Annotated in this window: 21 protein-coding genes; 12 read left to right on the top strand and 9 right to left on the bottom strand. The window is 67.5% G+C overall.

Annotation, left to right across the window (positions count from 1 at the left end):
• Positions 1-67 precede the first annotated feature (67 nt).
• Genes XM1_RS02005 through XM1_RS01980 form a run of 6 tightly spaced genes read left to right on the top strand, consistent with a single transcriptional unit; the run spans position 68 to position 5,362 of the window.
• Positions 68-874, top strand: a complete 807-nt coding sequence (locus XM1_RS02005; protein ID WP_231920782.1) for an alpha/beta hydrolase — start codon at positions 68-70, stop codon at positions 872-874.
• Between the two features lie 50 nt (positions 875-924).
• Positions 925-1,878: an acetyl-CoA carboxylase carboxyltransferase subunit alpha gene (locus XM1_RS02000; RefSeq protein ID WP_068428908.1), complete on the top strand. Its 954-nt coding sequence runs from the start codon at positions 925-927 to the stop codon at positions 1,876-1,878.
• Positions 1,875-2,618, top strand: coding sequence for a glycosyltransferase family 2 protein (locus tag XM1_RS01995; protein ID WP_068428905.1), 744 nt, complete (start codon positions 1,875-1,877; stop codon positions 2,616-2,618). Before XM1_RS02000 ends, XM1_RS01995 begins: the two co-directional genes overlap by 4 nt.
• Complete coding sequence (locus XM1_RS01990; protein ID WP_231920659.1) at positions 2,615-3,352, top strand: TVP38/TMEM64 family protein; 738 nt, start codon at positions 2,615-2,617, stop codon at positions 3,350-3,352. Before XM1_RS01995 ends, XM1_RS01990 begins: the two co-directional genes overlap by 4 nt.
• Positions 3,336-3,932 (top strand): BON domain-containing protein, encoded by a 597-nt coding sequence (locus XM1_RS01985; RefSeq protein WP_068428903.1) that lies wholly within the window; start codon positions 3,336-3,338, stop codon positions 3,930-3,932. Before XM1_RS01990 ends, XM1_RS01985 begins: the two co-directional genes overlap by 17 nt.
• 59 nt (positions 3,933-3,991) lie before the next feature.
• Positions 3,992-5,362, top strand: a complete 1,371-nt coding sequence (locus tag XM1_RS01980) for a DUF4139 domain-containing protein (RefSeq protein ID WP_068428898.1) — start codon at positions 3,992-3,994, stop codon at positions 5,360-5,362.
• 21 nt (positions 5,363-5,383) lie between these two features.
• Here XM1_RS01980 and XM1_RS01975 read toward each other — a convergent pair whose 3' ends face one another.
• The 4 genes from XM1_RS01975 to XM1_RS01960 form a co-directional block, all read right to left on the bottom strand.
• A complete protein-coding gene (locus XM1_RS01975; protein ID WP_068428895.1) occupies positions 5,384-5,626 on the bottom strand; it encodes a hypothetical protein in 243 nt (80 codons plus the stop codon).
• A 38-nt stretch (positions 5,627-5,664) separates the two neighbouring features.
• The gene (locus tag XM1_RS01970; protein WP_068428892.1) at positions 5,665-5,871 is read right to left on the bottom strand and encodes a hypothetical protein; all 207 of its coding nucleotides are present in this window, start codon (positions 5,869-5,871) and stop codon (positions 5,665-5,667) included.
• A gap of 293 nt (positions 5,872-6,164) precedes the next feature.
• Positions 6,165-8,942, bottom strand: a complete 2,778-nt coding sequence (gene polA / locus XM1_RS01965) for a DNA polymerase I (protein ID WP_068428890.1) — start codon at positions 8,940-8,942, stop codon at positions 6,165-6,167.
• Between the two features lies 1 nt (position 8,943).
• Positions 8,944-9,198, bottom strand: coding sequence for a zinc-finger domain-containing protein (locus XM1_RS01960; protein ID WP_369816031.1), 255 nt, complete (start codon positions 9,196-9,198; stop codon positions 8,944-8,946).
• Here XM1_RS01960 and XM1_RS01955 point away from each other — a divergent pair.
• From XM1_RS01955 to XM1_RS01940, 4 genes are read left to right on the top strand one after another with little or no spacing between them, the layout of a single operon-like run.
• Positions 9,197-10,150 (top strand): ABC transporter ATP-binding protein, encoded by a 954-nt coding sequence (locus XM1_RS01955; RefSeq protein WP_068437396.1) that lies wholly within the window; start codon positions 9,197-9,199, stop codon positions 10,148-10,150. The genes XM1_RS01960 and XM1_RS01955 overlap by 2 nt on opposite strands.
• A gap of 23 nt (positions 10,151-10,173) precedes the next feature.
• A complete protein-coding gene (locus XM1_RS01950; RefSeq protein WP_231920658.1) occupies positions 10,174-11,145 on the top strand; it encodes an alpha/beta hydrolase in 972 nt (323 codons plus the stop codon).
• A gap of 57 nt (positions 11,146-11,202) precedes the next feature.
• Positions 11,203-11,817, top strand: a complete 615-nt coding sequence (locus XM1_RS01945; protein ID WP_068428883.1) for a hypothetical protein — start codon at positions 11,203-11,205, stop codon at positions 11,815-11,817.
• Between the two features lie 5 nt (positions 11,818-11,822).
• Positions 11,823-12,416: a hypothetical protein gene (locus tag XM1_RS01940; protein WP_068428880.1), complete on the top strand. Its 594-nt coding sequence runs from the start codon at positions 11,823-11,825 to the stop codon at positions 12,414-12,416.
• A gap of 9 nt (positions 12,417-12,425) precedes the next feature.
• Here the strand turns inward: XM1_RS01940 and XM1_RS01935 are convergent, their stop codons facing one another.
• Both XM1_RS01935 and XM1_RS01930 read right to left on the bottom strand, forming a co-directional pair.
• On the bottom strand, positions 12,426-13,028 hold the full coding sequence (locus tag XM1_RS01935; RefSeq protein ID WP_231920657.1) for a hypothetical protein: 603 nt from the start codon (positions 13,026-13,028) through the stop codon (positions 12,426-12,428).
• Positions 13,029-13,055: 27 nt separating this feature from the next.
• Positions 13,056-13,676, bottom strand: coding sequence for a hypothetical protein (locus XM1_RS01930; RefSeq protein ID WP_231920656.1), 621 nt, complete (start codon positions 13,674-13,676; stop codon positions 13,056-13,058).
• A 171-nt stretch (positions 13,677-13,847) separates the two neighbouring features.
• Between XM1_RS01930 and XM1_RS01925 the strand changes: the two genes are divergently transcribed.
• Positions 13,848-15,164, top strand: a complete 1,317-nt coding sequence (locus tag XM1_RS01925) for a DUF1800 family protein (protein WP_068428876.1) — start codon at positions 13,848-13,850, stop codon at positions 15,162-15,164.
• Positions 15,165-15,166: 2 nt separating this feature from the next.
• Positions 15,167-16,336 (top strand): DUF1501 domain-containing protein, encoded by a 1,170-nt coding sequence (locus tag XM1_RS01920; protein WP_068428873.1) that lies wholly within the window; start codon positions 15,167-15,169, stop codon positions 16,334-16,336.
• Positions 16,337-16,341: 5 nt separating this feature from the next.
• Here XM1_RS01920 and XM1_RS01915 read toward each other — a convergent pair whose 3' ends face one another.
• From XM1_RS01915 to apaG, 3 genes are all read right to left on the bottom strand, one after another.
• On the bottom strand, positions 16,342-17,583 hold the full coding sequence (locus XM1_RS01915) for a phospholipase D-like domain-containing protein (protein WP_068428870.1): 1,242 nt from the start codon (positions 17,581-17,583) through the stop codon (positions 16,342-16,344).
• A 109-nt stretch (positions 17,584-17,692) separates the two neighbouring features.
• Positions 17,693-18,388, bottom strand: coding sequence for a GTP cyclohydrolase I FolE (gene folE, locus XM1_RS01910; RefSeq protein ID WP_068428867.1), 696 nt, complete (start codon positions 18,386-18,388; stop codon positions 17,693-17,695).
• A gap of 32 nt (positions 18,389-18,420) precedes the next feature.
• Positions 18,421-18,813 (bottom strand): Co2+/Mg2+ efflux protein ApaG, encoded by a 393-nt coding sequence (gene apaG / locus XM1_RS01905; protein WP_068428864.1) that lies wholly within the window; start codon positions 18,811-18,813, stop codon positions 18,421-18,423.
• Positions 18,814-18,852: the final 39 nt, after the last annotated feature.

Here is an 18,852-nt window from a genome sequence, read left to right as displayed (position 1 = left end):
GGGAAGACCGGGGCCCGCGGAGCAATTCGCGGGCCCCACCCTTTTGGAAAGGATCGTTTCCGTGCTGATGATCATGGCCAAGACGGTGCTGGGCCTGGGCGGGGTGTACCTGCTTCTGGTCGGTTTCGTCGCCCTGACCCAGCGCGGCATGATCTATCACCCCGATTCCACCCGCGTGCGGCCGGACGAGGCGGGCCTGCCCGAAATGGTGCCGGTGCCCATCAAGTCGGCCGACGGCTGGATCGCCACCAGCTGGTATGCGCCGCCCAAGGGCGCCAACCGGCCGACCATCGTGTTCTTTCACGGCAATTCCGGCGCCCAGGCCGACCGCGCCCATAAGGCCCGCGCCTTCCTCGACGCCGGGTTCGGCGTGCTGATGGCCGGCTATCGGGGCTTTGGCGGCAATGGCGGCCGCCCCAGCGAGAAAGGCCTCTACGCCGACGCCGAGGCGGTGGTCCGTTGGCTGACCGGCCAGGGCTTGGCTTCGCGCCGCCTGGTGCTCTACGGCGAATCGCTGGGCTCGGGGATAGCCATGGAAATGGCCATCCGCCACGAGGTGATGATGGTGGTGCTGGAAAGCCCGTTCACCTCGCTGGCCGACCTGGCGCCCGCCTATGTGCTGCCGCCGCTCGCCCAGTTGCTGACGCGCGACCGCTACGACAACCTGATCAAGGCGCCCAGCCTGCGGGTGCCGCTCCTGGTGGTTCACGGTGACAAGGACGGCCTGGTGCCGGTCACCATGGGCCACGCGGTGCTCAACGCCGCCGATACCGTCAAGGAAGGCCTGTTCCTGCCCGAGGCCCATCACAACGACCTGTGGGAGCACGGCGCCGGCAAGCGGATCATCGACTTCATCACGCGGCGGCTGTTGTAACGGTTTGAGGCCCTTGCCCCGAAACGCCTTCGGCTGTATGAGTTTCCCCCATGCATATCCTTGAATTCGAAAAGCCCATCGCCGAGCTCGAGGGCAAGATTGAGGAGCTGCGGCACCTGTCCGATGGCGGCGACGTCAACATCGCCGACGAGGTGTCCAAGCTTCAGGCCAAGGTCGACAAGCTGCTGCGTTCGACCTACGCCAAGCTCACGCCGTGGCAGAAGACGCAGGTGGCCCGCCACCCCGAGCGTCCGCACACGCTGGCCTACATCTCTGCGCTGGTCGAGGACTTCACGCCGCTGGCCGGCGACCGCGCCTTCGCCGAGGATCAGGCGATCATCGGCGGCCTGGGCCGGTTCCGGGGCCGCTCGGTGATGGTCATCGGCCACGAGAAGGGCCACGACACCGAAAGCCGCCTGAAGCATAATTTCGGCATGGCCAAGCCCGAGGGCTACCGCAAGGCGCGTCGCCTGATGGAGATGGCCGACCATTTCCAGGTGCCGATCCTCACCCTGGTGGACACCGCCGGCGCCTATCCCGGCGTCGACGCCGAGGCCCGCGGCCAGGCCGAGGCCATCGCGCGCTCCATCGAGACCTGCCTGGACGTGCGCGTCCCGCTGGTTTCGGTGATCATCGGCGAGGGCGGTTCGGGCGGCGCCATCGCGCTGGCCACCGGCAACACCGTTCTGATGCTCGAACACGCCATCTATTCGGTGATCAGCCCCGAGGGCTGCGCCTCGATCCTGTGGCGCTCGGCCGAGAACGCCAAGGACGCCGCCGAGCAGCTGCGCCTCACCGCCCAGGACCTGCACAAGCTGGGCATCATCGATTCCGTGGTGCCCGAGCCCATGGGCGGAGCGCACCGCAATACCGACCTGATGATGCAGACCCTGGCCATGGCCGTGGATTCGGCGCTGCGCGACCTTGCGGGCGTGGAAGGCGGCATCCTGCGGGCCCGCCGGCGCGAGAAATTCCTGGAGATGGGGCGGGCGGGCCTGTCGTGACCAGCCTTGCCGTTCCTGAGCTGTCGGTGGTCGTCCCGGTCAAGAACGAGGCCGAGAACATCCGTCCGCTGCTGGACGAGATCCACATGGCGCTTCAGGGCAAGGTGGAGTTCGAGGTCGTCTACGTCGACGACGGTTCCGACGACGACACTCCGGCCGCTCTGGAACAGGCCCGGGTCATCCACCCCCGCCTTCGGGTGGTCCGCCACAAGGCCAGCTGCGGCCAGAGCCAGGCGGTCGCCACCGGTGTGCGCCATGCCGCCGGCAAGCTGATCGCCACCCTGGACGGCGACGGCCAGAACGATCCCGCCGACCTTCCCGCCATGCTGGACCACTGGCGCTCGCAGCCCGACGACGTCCGGCCCCGGCTGATGATCACCGGCTGGCGCGCCAACCGCCGCGACGACGGAATCCGCCGGCTGTCCTCGAAAGTGGCCAATTCCATCCGTTCCAAGCTGCTTCGCGACCGGACCCCGGATTCGGGCAGCGGCATCAAGCTGTTGCCGCGCGAGCTGTTCCTGGACCTGCCCCGCTTCGACCACATGCACCGCTTCATGGCCGCCCTGGTGATCCGGGCCGGCGGCTCGGTCGAGGTGGTCAAGGTCAACCACCGCCCGCGCGAGCGCGGCACCTCCAAGTACGGAGTGTGGAACCGCCTGTGGGTGGGCATCGTCGATCTGTTCGGCGTCATGTGGCTGATGCGCCGGGCCCGGAACCCGGTCGTCGAGAGCAAAGAGTGACGGCCCGCCATCACCCTTTTCTCAATCCCCGGGCCATGGCCAAGGGGCTGGTGCTGATCATCACCTTCGTCGCCATCGGCTTTCTGCTGGAAGGCCTCGGCCTCAAGGACGCGCTCGACACCCATTGGATCGATTCCGAGGTCCGGGGCAAGGGCCTGAGTGGCGACGCCCTGTTTGTCCTGATCGGGGCGCTGGCGGTCTGCGTCGGCCTGCCGCGTCAGGGGGTGTGCTTCCTGGCCGGCTACGCCTTCGGCTTCGCCGAGGGGCTTTTGTGGTCCACCCTGGCCTCCATGCTGGGCTGCGTCGCCACGTTCTTCTACGCCCGCTTCATGGGGCGCAGCTTCATCGTCAGGCGCTTTCCCGAGCGCATTGCCCGCATCGACGCCTTCCTGGCCGGCAACACCTTCGCCATGACCTTGCTGATCCGCCTGTTGCCGGTGGGCAGCAACGTCATCACCAATCTGGCGGCCGGCGTGTCGGGCAGCCGGGCGTTGCCGTTCTTCGCCGGCTCCCTGCTGGGCTATCTGCCGCAAAGCATCGTCTTTGCGCTGCTGGGCAGCGGCATTCAGGTTGATCCGGTCTTTCGCATCGGCGCCAGCGTGGTATTGTTCGTCGCCTCCGGGGCGATGGGCGTGTGGCTGTTCCGCCGCTTCCGCCACGGCCGGCATCTGGACGCCGCCACCGAGGCGGTCATCGAAGAAGACGGCGACGAAAATCATGAAGAGATCCGCTAAAGCCCTCTGCCTTTGCCTCGCTTTGCTCGGCCTGGCCGCCTGCGCGCCCGACCAGTCGGCGCCGACGCTCACCGCTCCGCCGCGCGCCAAGGATTTGAGCTTCGACGACCAGGGCCGCGTGGTCCGTGCGCGGGGCGAGCGCAATTGGGACGACGCGGTGGGCAAGCGGGCCCAGGCCATGCTGATCCAGGCCGACCGCGAGGCCTTCAAGGGGGTCTCCGTCCGCGCCTGGGATGGCGGCGTCCTGCTGACCGGCGCCGTCACCAAGCCGGAATTGCGCCGCCGCGCCGGCGAGATCGTCCAGACCGTCGAAGGGGTGACCCAGGTGTTCGACGATCTGGCGCTGTCCGAGAATCCCGCCCATCCCATGTATCTGCCCGACGCCCATCTGGAACAGCGGATCTATGCCGGTCTGCTGGGCAACGATCTGGTCAACGGCGCCTATGTGGTGCGCGTGGTCAACGGCGTCGCCTACCTGCAGGGCACCACCCGCACCAAGGCCGACGTGGAGAAGGCGGCCGAATTCGCGCGCAGCTTCGACGGCGTGAAGTGGGTGGTGGACCGGGTCTCCGTCCGCTGACCATGGTTTAGCCGCATTCCGGGTCCAGGGTTGGCTGACTAGCCCTGGAGTCCCGGTTCATGTCCTCGCGCCTTGCCCTGCTGATTCTGCTGGCCGTGCCCGCCGCCGCGGCCGCCGGCGAGATTTCCGTTCCCGCCGACACCCGCTCCGCCCTGTCGCTCACCCTGCACCAGGACGGCCCGGCCCTGATCCGCGACCGCCGTCCGGCGATTCTGGACAAGGGCGTCACCTCCCTCAGCCTGGACGGCATTCCCCGCACCATCCGCCCCGGCAGCGCCGCCCTCGATGGCGCGGGGCTGAACGTGGCCGAACGCTGGGTCGATGCCGGGCTTCTGTCGGCGGACCGGCAACTGGCCGCCCATCTCGGCCGCACCGTCTCGGTGGTGTGGGATGCCGGCGCCTCGGCGCAGAAGGCCAAGGTGCTGGCCGCCGAGGGCACGCCGCTGTTCGAGGCCGACGGCAAGGTGGTGGCGGGCCAGCCGTCGCGCATCGTCTACGATTCCCTGGCGCCGGGACTGGCGCCGCGCCCGTCCTTCCGGGCGCAGGTGGAGGCGGAGAGCGCCGGACGGCGCGAACTGGAGCTGTCCTATGCCGCCGATGGCCTGGCCTGGACGTCGCTGGCCAGCGGCGAGCTCAGGGGCGACACCCTGGCGCTCGCGGTCTGGGCCGATGTCAGCAATGCCAGCGGCGCCGATTTCACCGACGCTACGGTGCGCTTGGTGGCCGGCGCCACCCAGGCCGGGGGCGGAGCCCCCAAGATGATGATGGCGGCCCGTTCCGGCATGGCCGATTCCGCCGCGCCGCCACAGCGCGAGGCGGTGGGGCTTTACCACGTCTACACCCTGCCTCGGCCGGTGACCCTGCGCGACGGGGAAAGCCGGCAGGTGCCGCTGCTGCCGCCCGCCCAGGTGTCGGTGAGCCGGGAACTGGCCCTCGATCCCCAGGGGGTTCACCTCTTCTTGTCGCGGGTCCAGGATTTTCGGCCGCAGCATCCGGTGCTGCGCCTCGTCTTCGCCAATACCGCCAAGGCGGGACTGGGCAAGCCGCTGCCTGCCGGCCCCATCCGGGTGACCATGCGCGGCCCGGGCGGCGAGCCCGTCCTGCTGGGCGAGGATCATCTGCCCTCCCTGCCCGAAGGCGCCGAGGCCCGGTTGACCCTGGGCCAGTCCTTCGACGTCACCGCCCGGCGGGTGCAGACCGATTTCCAGAAGGTCTCGGCCGAGGTCAGCGAATCCGCCTGGGAGGTTCGCCTCGCCAATGGCGGCGAGCAGCCGGCCGTGGTCACCGTGCGCGAAGCCTTCCGCTCCGACTGGCTGGTGCTGGAGGAAAGCGTCGCCCACGCCAAGGAGAGCGCCACCCAGGTCCGCTGGACGGTTCCGGTCCCGGCCAAGGGCGAGGCAATCCTACGCTACCGCGTGCGGATGAAGTAGGAGAGGATAGGGGAAGGAGGCTCAGGCCACCTGCTGGCGGAGCGCGTCCAATTGCTCGCGGATCTCGTCGAGCCGCATCACGATGGTGACGATGCCCAGCTGTTCCTCGACCTGATTGCGCTCGTCCATCAAGGCCTGGCGGGCGGCGGGGTCGGCGGTCTGCCAGCGGACGTTCATGCCTTCCTCGTATTCAGCGAAGGTATGCAGCGCCGCGTCCAGCTCGAAGTCGAGCCGGTTCTTTTCTTCGGTCAGAGTCTCGATCATGGCTTTGATATCATCCACGAAACCACCGTCGCCGTTCTTTAGGCGGCGAGCCTCTGTCTGGGATCAAGCGCCTCGACCTCGGCCCGGGCGGCGGAATCCTCCACCCCGGTGACGGCCGCCAGCAGCATGGCCGCCGCGGTCAATCCTTCCGCATGGGCGACGCCGTCGCCGCGTCCGGCTGCCAGGGCATCCTGAACCGTTTCGTCGTAGGCGGTCAACACCATCTCCAACGTCGCTGCGTCCATGTGGCTTCCCCTTCAGGTCCGCTGCCTTATCCCAGTGACAAGGGCCTTAATAGGGCGATGGTATGTCCTCGAGTCATTGCTTCGCAACCAAATAATGTCTGCATTACAAATATGTGTATTGTAATACTTCGCCCGTTATTGCGTTCACTTATTAAATGGCATGTAAACAGGATGTAACTTTGGAATTTGCATAATCGACGTTTCGCCCGCAAGTTATCATTGCGAAGGTATGTGCTCGCAAAGGCTGTCATGGGCGGGAAGGGGGAGGGGCGAAGGGGCGGGCCCCTTCGCTTTTAGTGCGCGGCGTCCCAGCTGTCGGCGACGCCGGCTTCCACCAGCAGGGGGACGGACAGGGCGGCGGCGGATTCCATGACGCTTTTCACCACCTGGACGGTGGCCTCGGCCTCGGCCTCGGGGGCTTCGAGGACCAGTTCGTCATGGACCTGGAGCAGCAGGCGGGCCGCCAGGCCGGCATCGGCCAGGGCGGCGGGCAGGCGGATCATGGCGCGCTTGATGATGTCGGCGGCGCCGCCCTGGATCGGGCCGTTGATGGCGGCGCGCTCGGCGAAGGCGCGCATGGCGCCGTTCTTGTCCTTGATGCCCGGCGTGAAGACCTTGCGTCCGAACAAGGTGGTGACGAAGCCGTTTTCCCGCGCCTCCTCCTTGGTCCGCTCCATATAGGCGCGGATTTCGGGATAGCGGGCGAAATAGGCCTCGATATAGGCCTTGGCCTCGCCCTGGGGGATGCCCAGCTGGGCGGCCAGGCCAAAGGCGCTGATGCCGTAGATGATGCCGAAATTGATGGCCTTGGCCCGGCGGCGCAAGCCCGGATCGATGCCGTCCAGCGGCACGCCGAACACCTGGGACGCGGTGATGGCGTGGATGTCCTGGTTACGGGCGAAGGCGTCGCGCAGGCCCTCGATCTCCGCCACATGGGCGACCAGGCGCAGCTCGATCTGCGAATAGTCGGCGCTGATCAGCTTCTTGCCCGGTTCGGCCACGAAGGCGTGGCGAATCTTGCGCCCTTCCTCGGTGCGGATGGGGATGTTCTGCAGATTGGGGTCGGAAGACGACAGCCGTCCGGTGGTGGTGGCGGCCAGCGCGTAGGAGGTGTGGACGCGTCCCGTGGCCGGATTGATCTGGGCCACCAGGGCGTCGGTGTAGGTGCCCTTCAGCTTGGACAGCATGCGCCAGTCCAGCAGGCGGGCGGGCAGGGGATGCAAGGGCGCCAGTTCCTCCAGCACGTCGGCGCCGGTGGCCCACTGGCCGGTCTTGGTCTTCTTGCCGCCGGGGAGGTTCAGGGTTTCGAACAGCACCTTGCCCAATTGCTGCGGCGAACCCAGGTTGAAGGCCTCGCCGTTGTTCAAGGCCACCACCTCGGTCTCCAGCTCGCCCAGGCGGCGGCCGAAATCCTCGGAAAGCGCCATCAGCTGGGCGCGGTCCACCTTGATGCCGTCCCGCTCCATGGCGCTGATCACCGGCACCAGCGGGCGTTCCAGCGTCTCGTAGACGCTGACCATGCGTTCGGCCAACAGGCGGGGTTTCAGCAGGCCATGCAGGCGCAGCGTCATGTCCGCGTCCTCGGCGGCGTAGGCGCAGGCCTTGTCCAGCGGCACGCGGTCGAAGGTCACCTGGTTGCGGCCCGTGCCGCAGACCTCGGAGAAGGGAATGTTGGTGTGGCCGAGATGGAGCAGGCACAGCTCGTCCAGCCCATGGCCGTGGCTGGCCCCGTCCAGCACGTAGGACAGCAGCATGGTGTCGTCGAAGGCCTGGACGGCAAGGCCCAGTCCGGTCATCACCTGCATGTCGTACTTGATGTTGTGTCCGACCTTCAGCACCGAAGGATCGGCCAGCAGCGGAGCAAGCCGCGCCAGGGTCTGGGCGGCGGGCAGGATCTTCGGGGCGTCGGCCGATGGCCCGCCCAGAAGGTCACCCTGGGCCTGGGCCGGGGAATGCATCACCGGGATGTAGCAGGCCCGGCCCGGCGCCACGGCCAGGGAGATGCCCACCAGCTTGGCGCGCAAGGGGTCGAGGCCGGTGGTCTCGGTGTCGAAGCCCACCAATCCTGTCTCGGTGGCCTTGGTGATCCAGCGATCCAGGGCGGCCAGATCGGTGACCAGCTCGTAGGCGGTCTCCACCGTCGGCGGCAGGGAGGGGGCTTCGGCCGGAGCGGCGGCGACGATGGCCCGCGTGGCGGTGGGGGCGGTGGGAATCTTGGCGTTGAGGCGGCCCATCAGGGACCGGAAGCCCTGGGCGGCGCAGAAGGCGGCCAGCTTTTCCGGGGCCGGCGGCTTGACGTCCAGGTCGGCCAGCGGCACCGGCACCGGCGCGTCGGCGCGCAGGCGGACCAATTCGCGCGAGATGCGGGCCAGATCGGCGTTCTGTTGCAGGGTCTCGCGGCGCTTGGGCTGCTTGATCTCGCCGGCGCGGGCCAGCAGGGTGTCGAGATCGCCGTATTCCTCGATCAGCTGGGCGGCGGTCTTGACGCCGATGCCCGGCACGCCCGGCACGTTGTCGGACGAATCGCCGCACAGCGCCTGGACGTCCACCACCTTATCCGGCGGCACGCCGAACTTTTCTCTGACCTCGGCCTCGCCGATGGCGCGGTTCTTCATGGGGTCGTACATCTCGACCCCCGGCCCCACCAGCTGCATCAGGTCCTTGTCGGACGAGACGATGGTGACCCTGGCCCCGGCCTCGACGGCCAGACGGGCATAGGTGGCGATCAGGTCGTCGGCCTCGAATCCTTCCAGCTCGACGGCCGGCAGGTCGAAGGCCCGCGTGGCTTCGCGCACCAGGGGGAACTGGGGCACCAGCTCCTCGGGCGCCGGCGGGCGGTGGGCCTTGTATTCGGGGTAGATGTCGCTGCGGAAGGTCTTGCGCGAGGAATCGAAGATCACCGCCACGTGGTCGGCGTCGCTGTCGGACAGCAGCTTCATCAGCATGGTGGTGAAGCCGTAGACGGCGTTCACCGGCGTGCCGTCGGCCCGCGTCATGGGCGGCAGGCCGTGGAAGGCCCGGAAGATGAAGCCCGAGCCGTCGATCAGAGTGACGTGGCGGGGTGCGGCCACCTCAGTGGTGGCCGACCTTGGCGCCTTCGGCCAGCACGTAGGTGCGCGAGCAATAGGGGCACACGATCTTGCCCTCGGCGGTCAGGTCGAGGAAGACGCGGGGATGGCCGAGACCCTTGGCCACGTCGCCGTCGCAGGCGACGGAGGCGGTGGACACGGTGACGGTTTCGAAGGCGGCGGCGGGCTGGGTGGAAGCGGACGACATGGGTGCTCCGTTGACCGGGGTGTTGGCCGGATGATACCCATTGGCGGCCATGGTTCAATCACTCTCTCACGCCACCCTGCCCGAATCGGCGGTTGAAGCCCACTCCCTGGTCAAGGTCTATCGCGGCCGGGGCGTGGAAAAGCGGGCGCTCGACGCGGTCAGCCTGTCGGTCCCCCGCGGCTCGTTCTTCGGCCTGCTCGGCCCCAACGGGGCGGGCAAGAGCACCTTCATCAACATCCTGGCCGGTCTGGTGCTGAAGACCGAGGGCCGGGTCACGATCTGGGACCGCGACATCGACGTGGACGGGCGCGGCGCCAAGGCCGCCATCGGCGTGGTGCCGCAGGAACTGAACCTGGACCCCTTCTTCACGCCGCGGGAACTGCTCGACGTGCAGGCCGGCATGTACGGTGTGCCGAAGCCTGAGCGCCGCACCATGGAGATCCTGGAAGCGGTGGGGCTGGCCGACAAGGCCGGCGCCTACGCCCGCACGCTGTCGGGCGGCATGCGCCGCCGCCTGCTGGTGGCCAAGGCCATGGTCCACACGCCGCCGGTGCTGATCCTCGACGAACCCACCGCCGGCGTCGACATCGAGCTGCGCCAGCAATTGTGGGCCTATGTGCGCGAGCTGAACGCGCGCGGCACCACCGTCATCCTCACCACCCACTACCTGGAGGAGGCGGAGGAGCTGTGCGACCGCATCGCCATCATCAACCATGGCAAGCTGGTGGCCTGCGATTCCACGCCCAACCTCTTGAAGCGCATCGACGGCAAGGCGCTGACCATCACGCTGGAAGCCGATCTGGCCGAGATTCCGCCGGCGCTGGCGCCGTTCGGGCCCGAGCGCCTGGATGCCCGGCGTCTGCTGCTGCGCTACCGCCCCTCGGCCACCCCCATGGGCCGCATCCTCGGCGCCTTCGCCGCCGCCAATCTCGCCATTGCCGACCTGTCCACCGAGGAAACCGACCTCGAGGACATCTTCCTGCAACTGACCTCGTCGAAATGATCCGTGGACTGGGAGGGCTGCTGATGAGTCTGCTGCTCTCCGCCTGCGCCGCCGCCACCCATCCCGCCGGCCCCGAAATCCAGGCGCCGGTCCTGGAGACCGATGCCATCGTCACCGCCGACGGGGCGCGGCTGCCACTACGCTCGTGGTTGCCGGCGGCCGGGCCCAAGGCGGTGGTGGTCGCCATCCACGGCATGAACGACTATTCCAACGCCTTCCTTGGTCCGGGCAAGGCGCTGGCGGCCAAGGGCATCGCCGTCTACGCCTATGACCAGCGGGGCTTCGGCCAGGGCCCCCATCCCGGCTGGTGGTCGTCGACCGCGACCATGGCCGCCGACCTCAGCACCGCCGCCCGCCTGCTCGCCGCCCGTCATCCGGGGACGCCGCTCTACCTGCTGGGCGAGAGCATGGGGGGTGCGGTGACCATCGAAGCCGCCGCCCATGCCCCCATGCCCGAGGTGAGAGGCGTGATCCTGTCGGCCCCGGCGGTGTGGGGGCGGGGCAGCATGCCCTGGTACCAGCGGGCCGCCCTGTGGCTGGCCTATCAGGTGGCGCCGGGTTGGACGCTGACCGGACGGGGACTGAAGATCCAGCCCTCCGACAACATCGAGATGCTGCGCGCCTTGTCCAAGGACCCCCTGGTCATCAAGCAGACCCGGGTGGACGCCATCCACGGAATGGTGGACCTGATGGATGCGGCGCAGGCCGACGCTCACCGCCTGGACCTGCCCACCTTGCTGCTCTATGGCGCGCGTGACGAGATCATCCCGCCCGAGCCCACCTGGGAGGCGGTGGCGGCCCTGCCCCGCTTGGGGAGCGGCCAGCGGGCCGCCCTTTACGCCAACGGCTGGCACATGCTGTTGCGCGACCTTCAGGCCCAGGTGGTGATCGACGACATCGCCGCCTGGATCGCCGACCCTTCCGCGCCGCTGCCGTCGGGCGCTGACAGGGCGGCGTCAGAAAAGCTTGCGACCCTTGCGTCTGAGAGCCGGTGACGGGGTGCCGTCCCCCATGCCATACTTCGCAGTCGCGAAATGATCGGGTGAGCGCGCATGACGGTTCGATCTCGGTTCTGGACACTGGCGGCGGCGGCGATTGCCGCTTCGGGACCCGCTTGGGCCGACCAGAAGGTGGTCCGCGCCCTGGGCGACGGGCTGCCCCAGCCCGGCATGGTCTTCGAGGACGTGCGCGCCATGAAGCTGGCGCCCGGCCGGCGCATCGTCTGCGAATCCGACACCGACAAGCCCCGGCTGGCCAATCCCGGCCTGATGAAGGTCCAGCGTTCGCGTGGCGCCGACCATGTCAGGCGTTGCGCGGTGTTCGCCGACGACGGAACCGACACCTGGTCCATCGCCGGCGTGCCCACCGCGCTCGGCGAGGCGCGGCTGTGGCTGATCTTCGTCGAGCAGGGCGCCCAGGGGCGCTATCGCCTGGCCCAGTTCAGCCTGTGGGGCCGCAATGCCGAATGGGACAAGGCGGCCGGACTGCTGGGCGCCATGCTGGGCGAGCCCTCGACTCGTGGCCACCAGCTTCTCGGCTGGCAGGACGAGCAGCACGAGACCCTGATGTTCGTCGACGAGAAATATCCCGATGAATTCGCCGTCGCGGTGGGCGATGTCCGCCTGCGCAAGCTGATGAGATCCCCCGGAACCGCCATCCGCGAGTAGTCGCCATGCGTCTTGCCGTTGTTGTTTGCCTGCTGTTGCTGTCCGCCCTGCCGGCTTGGGCTGCCGACACCACCCGGCCGTTGGAATTGGGGCCGGCTCAATTGGGCATGCGCGCCAACCAGCTGCGCTTCTCCGCCCTGCCCGCCAATACCAAGATGGTGTGCGGCTGGGATGCCGAGAAGCCGCCGGGGGTCGAGAAGACTCCGCTGATGATGGTCGGCGCCATGGTCACCGCCAAGGTGGACCGTTGCGCCCTGTTCCAGGACGACGGCAAGAACAACTGGAGCCCGCGTCCCACCCAGGTGGGCGGCGTGCCCACCGAATTATGGTTCATGACCATCGAGGACGAGGCGGGCACCCAGCGCATCTTCCAGATCGTCGGGCGCCAGGAGCCGGACAAGTTCCCGACCACCTTCACCTTCCTGGCTGACCGCTGGGGCGCGCCGGTGCAGAAGGTGCCCTATTTCGTCCGCTGGCTGAACGGCACCAACGAAGGCCAGATGAAGGAAAGCGAAGACGGCGTCATGATCTGGCTGTTCGATACCAAGCTGCATGCGCTGATGGAATCGCGCATGCCCAAGGGCAAGAGCAAGAAATAGCCATTCCCCTCAGGGGCAGCCGCGCAGCGAGCTTTGCCGGTTGATGGACATCAGCCGCTTTTCGCCCAGGTCCAGCGCCTTGGCCGTGGCGCGCCGGTGGTCGAGCAATTCGCATTCGGCGGCGACCAGCGCCTTCTGGTCCGATTTGGTGAGAATGGCGTGGTAGCGCCTGGCGGCCGGATCGCCGTTCCGCTTGGCTGCCAGATAGGCCTGATGCCAGCGGGCGTACTGGCCGTTGCCCACCAGCGACATCACCACCTCGGCGGCGGACAGGTTGCCCGGCTTCAAGGGAAACCGGATATAGCCGCCCGGCGTGTCGGGCGAGGTCATGGTGTAGATGCCGATCGTGTTGTCGGCGACCGCGTTGGTCCGGCTTTCGTCCGGCATGGGGAGGCAGCGCAGGTCCTTGACCTCGGCGGCGAGCGAGCGCTCCTTGGGCTGCAGTTCGGCGGTCATGTCGATGGCCTTGCGGAGCAGGGTCACGCATTCCGCGCTCCGCTCGCCGTCGCCCATCTGGATCTTCCGCCCCTTGTAGTCGATGGATTGCGGCGCCGCCGCCGCGCCCGACGCCATCAGGGCGGCGAAGGCGGCCGCCAGAATTGGAAGTCTCATTTTCCCTCCGCCAAGACGCCGCCGCGATCAGATCGGGCAGCCGCGAACATCCATCCGCTTGCCGATATAGGCGGCGCGGTCGACCCCCAGACCAAGCGCCATGATCGCGGCATGGTCGTTTTCCAGCATCTCGCATTCGGCCATCAGCAGCGCCTTGACGTCGCTCTTGGTCAGGAGGGTGTGATACTTGCGGGCGACCGGGTCGCCGCTGCCTCCCCTCTGCTTGGCCGCCAGATAGGTCCGGTGCCAGCGGGCGTAAGTGCCGTTGCCCAGCAGCGACAGGACCGTGTCCGCCGCCGAGGCTTCGCCCGGCTTCAGGGGGAAGCGGATGTAGCCGCCCGGAACATCCGGCGATTCCATGGTGTAGACGCCGACGGTGTTGTGGGCGACGGCGTTGGTCCGGTTTTCCTTGGGGATGGGCGAGCAGCGCAGATCCCTGATTTCCGCCGTCAGGGCACGCAGCCTGGGCGGCAGTTCGGCGGTCATGTCGATGGCCCGGCGCAACAGGGCCATGCATTCGGAGCCGGAACCGTCGGCGGCGTATTGAATCTGGCGGCCCTTGTATTCCTGAACCTGAATCGGGGCGGCCATGCCCGACCCCGCCTGGGCGACAAGCCCGGCGGCAATCAACAGAACCCGCAGCTTCATGTCCCCCCCTCCCCGGCGGAACGCCCCGGCCCCCCGGCCGGCGCGGCATTGCAACCAAATGGTGACAAATGCTGATTGGGAGATCAATCCATACCAATGATCAATTGGTAATTGTCCAGGCGGCATAGTCGCGCCTTGAGTCCGCCGCAATCGGTCCCCATCATCAGGGGCATGTCCAAGGAAGCCGCCCTTTTCGCCCTGACCCGTTTCGGTATGGGAGTCGCCCCCGGCGAGGTCGCCGGCCTTAGTGCCGACCCGCGCGGCTGGGTGCTGGAACAGCTCGACCGCCCGGCGGCGCCGCCGGAATTGGCCGGCCTGCCCGACCATGCCTCGACCCTTCGCCGCATGGCCGAGATCAAGAAGGCGCGCAAGCGCGATCCCGATTTGGGCCCCGATTCGGGCAAGGACGAGATGCGCCGCCTGGCCGTCGCCGAGGCCGCCGCCCGCACCCGCGCCGCCATCACTTCGCCCACCCCCCTGGTGGAGCGCCTGGTGCGGTTCTGGAGCAACCATTTCACCGTTTCGGCACAGCGCCATCAGGTGGCGCCCATCGCCGGCACCTTCGAGCGCGAAGCAATCCGCCCCCATGTCCTTGGCCGCTTCCACGACATGCTGCGCGCCGTGACCCGTCATCCCGCCATGCTGGCCTATCTCGACAACGCCCAATCCATCGGCCCCAACTCGCCCGCCGGGCAGAAGCGGGGCAAGGGATTGAACGAAAACCTGGCCCGCGAGATCCTCGAACTTCACACGCTCGGGGTCGAAGGCGGCTATGGCCAGGGCGACGTGGAGGCCTTCGCCGGCATCCTCACCGGATGGACCATCGATCCCGAGGGCGGCTTCTTCCGCTACGTCCCCAACCGCCACGAGCCGGGAGCCAAGATGCTGCTGGGCCAGCGTTTCGAAGGCGGAGAGGTCGAGGCCGAGCGCGCCCTGCTGACGCTGTCGCGCCATCCGTCCACCGCCCGCTTCGTGGCAGCCAAGCTGGCCCGGCATTTTGCCGCCGACGACCCGCCGCCGGCCCTGGTGGAGGTGCTGGCCCGCACCTTCCTCGACACCGACGGCGACCTGCTGGCGGTGACGCGCCTCCTGGCCACCCGGGCCGAGAGCTGGAGCCAGCCGTTGGCCAAGATGCGCAGTCCCGACGATCTGGTCATCGCCACCGGGCGGCTGATCGGGTTGGATGCGGGCGAGGATTCCGACCGTCGTCTGGTGCAGTCCCTGGCCGTTCTCGGCCAGCCCGTGTGGTCGGCCCCGTCCCCGGCCGGCTGGCCCGACCGGGCGGAAAGCTGGATGGCGCCCGAAGCCCTGATGCGCCGCCTGGAATGGGCCAGGACCCTGGCCGACCGCAGGGGACGGAACTTCGCCGCCCAAGGCGCCCAGCAGGTGATCGCCGCCGGCCCGGCCACCCGTCAGGCCCTGGAGGGCGCCAAGGGGGCGGAGGCGCTGTTCCTGCTGCTGGCCAGCCGCGAATTCCAGAGGAGATGAGCATGCATCTCTCCCGCCGCACCTTCCTTGGCTGCTCCGCCGCTTTCGGGATCATTCCCGGCGCCCTGGCCGCCCCGCCCGGTGACCGCCGGCTGGTGGTGGTGGTCCTGCGCGGTGGCATGGACGGGCTGCACGCGGTACCGCCGCTGGGCGACCCCGACTATGCTTCGGCGCGGGGCGGGCTGGCGCTTGATCCCGGCGGTGGGGCGATCCGCCTGGATTCCACCTTCGCCCTGCATCCCGCCCTGGCTCCGTTGCAGCCCCTGTGGCAGGACCGCGAACTCGCCGTGGTGCATGCGGTGGCCTCGCCCTATCGCGAACGCTCCCATTTCGACGGGCAGGACGTGCTGGAAAGCGGCGGCATCCGTCCCCATGCCCTCAACGACGGCTGGCTCAACCGCGCCGTGGCGGCGAAGGGCAATCCCTCCGCCCTGGCGGTGGGCCAGGCGGTGCCGCTGCTGCTGCGCGGCGCGGCCAAGGTCGCGTCCTGGGCGCCGTCGCCGCTGCCCGGCCTGCCGCAATCCCGTGTCGCGGCGCTCCGTGCGCTCTATGACGGCGATCCCCTGCTCGCCATGGCCTTCGAGGAAGGGATGCAGATGGAGGCCTTCGCCGATTCGGCGCTGACGGCGGAGCCGGAGATGGCGGGAAACAAGCGCAAGGGCGCGTCCGCCTTTCCCGCCCTGGCCGGAGCTGCTGGCAGCCTGATGGCCGCCGCCGAGGGTCCCCGCCTGATGGTCATGGAATTGGGCGGCTGGGACACCCACAGCGGCCAGTTGGGCCGCATGAGCCAGCCCTTGGGCCAACTGGCGGAGGGCATCAACGCCCTGGCCCGCGCTCTGGGTCCCGCCTGGAAGACCACCCTGGTGGTCGCCGTCTCGGAATTCGGCCGCACCGTGGCCGAGAACGGCACCGGCGGCAGCGACCACGGCACCGGCGGAGCCATGATCCTGGCGGGCGGCGCGGTGGCGGGCGCAAAGGTGTTCGCCGACTGGCCGGGGCTGGCCAGGGCGCGGCTTCACCAGGGCCGCGACCTGCGCCCCACCCTGGACGGCCGCGCCGTGTTCAAGACCATCCTGCGCGACCATCTGGGCGTTCCGTCCAAGGCACTGGACGGAACGATCTTTCCCGACAGCGCCGGGGTGCGTCCGGTGGAGGGATTGGTCAGGGGCTGATGTTATTACCAGTCATAAACGAAGGCATCCAGCAACGCGGCACGGGCATCCCATAACTGTGCCTCGATAAGGTCCGTCCCCGGCGGCCGGGGGCCTTTCCACCAATCGCGAGTCTGAATTTCCGTCAGTAGAGTGGCGTAATTGCTCCCATCCTTCAGATTCACCTTTTTGCCAGGGAAGAAGAGGTGAGCTAAGCCCTTTCTGGATTTGGTGTTGCTCGACACGCAGACATCTGGCCGGGTCAAGGTCAGCAGGCGGGATGACAGGGCCGGGACAATCTTGAATTGGTTCCGGAGGTCGTCGATGAAGGCTCCGGCAAGAGCCGGGATGGTGCTGACATTCGTGCTTTGCCGAATGACCGCGAGATCGGTGATGATCTTTTTACGTAATGCCGCGCCGGCTGAAGTGGTCAGTTGGGAGTGCAGGCGCGTGTAGGGGCGATGCATTCGTCCCAATACATAGCGAGCGTCGATGGTCGACGGGACGGATATCAGCGGCACCCCAAAAACCTCGCGCATATCGTCCGACGACCAGGGCTGGCTTCCCAATCCGGCCAGCAGCGCGCTAATGCGGTGGATGGCGGTCAGATAGTTGTGGGTGTCGCTGAAAATGGTGTGTGGCCATTCCTGTCCCGACCAGAGGCTGTTGCACTCTTTCAGTGCGTCGACATATTCGGCCCAGGACAATTTCGCGTTGGGCGACAGTAATTCCAGACGGTTGGACGGCTCATTCTCCTCGGCCGTCGGCCGGTAATTGGGGCGGCTTCGCTCTTGCCTCTGGCGGTTGCGGTAGGCTGCGATGTCCGAATGGGCCGCCAAGGGGAGCTTTTTCCATTTCTGGCGAAAATATGCAGTGATTGCACTGACATCGCCGGAAACCTCCATGACAGCTTCATCATTCCTCTCGAAGCCGCCAGAGGTCAGATTGGCACTGCCGATCCAGGCCGTGGCGCCCTTATCGTGATGGAAGATATAGACCTTGGGGTGAAAGCACCCACTCGCCGAATGTCCCAGCTTCAATTGTCCGACCGAGGCGAATTCAGCGAGAGCCTGCGCACTGGTGGCCGTCCCGGAAACGCCGATGATTGCTTTCAGGACCTTGTTGCCACCCTTTGTTCGAGCCCACTCGATGATGTCGCGCGCAGCTTTGGGCATGGTGGCCCAGGCGACGCAAATCTCGACGGACTTGCATTTGGACAGCAGTTCCGTCAGCCGTCCGCTCAGCATCTCGGTTGTGAGAATGGTCATCAGATCCCCCGAATTTCTAAAGGGATCCTAGCGCATTGATTGATATGCGCAAGCTTTCACGCGAAATTTCACGCCAAGGCGCATAATTTTCGCGTGAAAGAATACGGGGTTAGACGTTCGACAATCCGCCCGAATGCTGGTTGTGGATCAGCGCCATGAATTCGCGCCGTGTGGCCGGGTTGTCGCGGAAGGCGCCCAGCATGCGGCTGGTGACCATGGTGACGCCGGGCTTGTGGATGCCGCGCGTGGTCATGCACTGGTGCGCCGCCTCGATCACCACAGCCACGCCCTTGGGCTGCAGCACGTCGTTGATGGTGTTGGCGATCTGGGCGGTGAGCTTTTCCTGAATCTGCAGGCGCCGCGAATAGATCTCCACCACGCGGGCCAGCTTGGAGATGCCCACCACGCGGCGGTTGGGCAGATAGGCCACGTGCGCCTTGCCGATGATCGGCACCACGTGGTGCTCGCAATGGGATTCCAGGCGGATGTCGCGCAGCAGCACCATCTCGTCGTAGCCGTCGGTCTCCTCGAAGGTGCGGTGCAGGATCTCGGTGGGGTCCTGGTCGTAGCCGGAGAAGAACTCCTCGTAGGCGCGCACCACCCGGTCAGGCGTGCCCACCAATCCTTCGCGGTCGGGATCGTCGCCGGCCCAGCGCAGCAGGGTGCGGACCGCTTCCTCGGCCTCTTCCCGCGTCGGTTTGTCCTGGCGAGAGCCGGTGGCGGGCAGCAGTTCCTTGGGCAGGGAGAGAGAGGGGGCGTCGGAGCTCACGGCGGCATTCCTTTCGCGTTGGTCACGATCCGGCATGTGGCGGCGCCTTTCGGGTTTTACAAGTCCGACTAATTCAGTCGGGGCTTCTCGTGCGGGCTGTCCAGCGAGAAGGCGGGAATGGCGATGTCGAAGGCCGAACCGTCCTCGTCCTCCATCTCGTAGGTGCCGACCATGATGCCCGATGGCGTGGGCAGGGGCGTGCCCGAGGTATATTCGTAGGCGTCGCCGGGACGCAGCACCGGCTGTTCACCCACCACGCCGGGGCCCTTGACCTCCTGCACCCGGCCGATGGCGTCGGTGATCACCCAGTGGCGGCGCATGAGCTGGACGGTGCGCGAGCCCTTGTTGACGATGCGCACGCGGTAGGCCCAGACGAAGTGGTTGTCGCCGGGCGAGGACTGGTCGTCCAGGTAGAACGGCTTGACGGTCACCTCGATGTCCCGGGTGGTCTGGCTGTACATGGGGTTCCCCGTCCGGAAAAATACCGACACCCATCATAT

The sequence above is a fragment of the Magnetospirillum sp. XM-1 genome, assembly GCF_001511835.1.
In the GTDB taxonomy this organism is placed as follows: Bacteria; Pseudomonadota; Alphaproteobacteria; order Rhodospirillales; family Magnetospirillaceae; genus Phaeospirillum.
The sequence above is the reverse complement of the archived record's forward strand: the minus strand, read 5'-3'. Positions and strand labels throughout refer to the sequence as shown.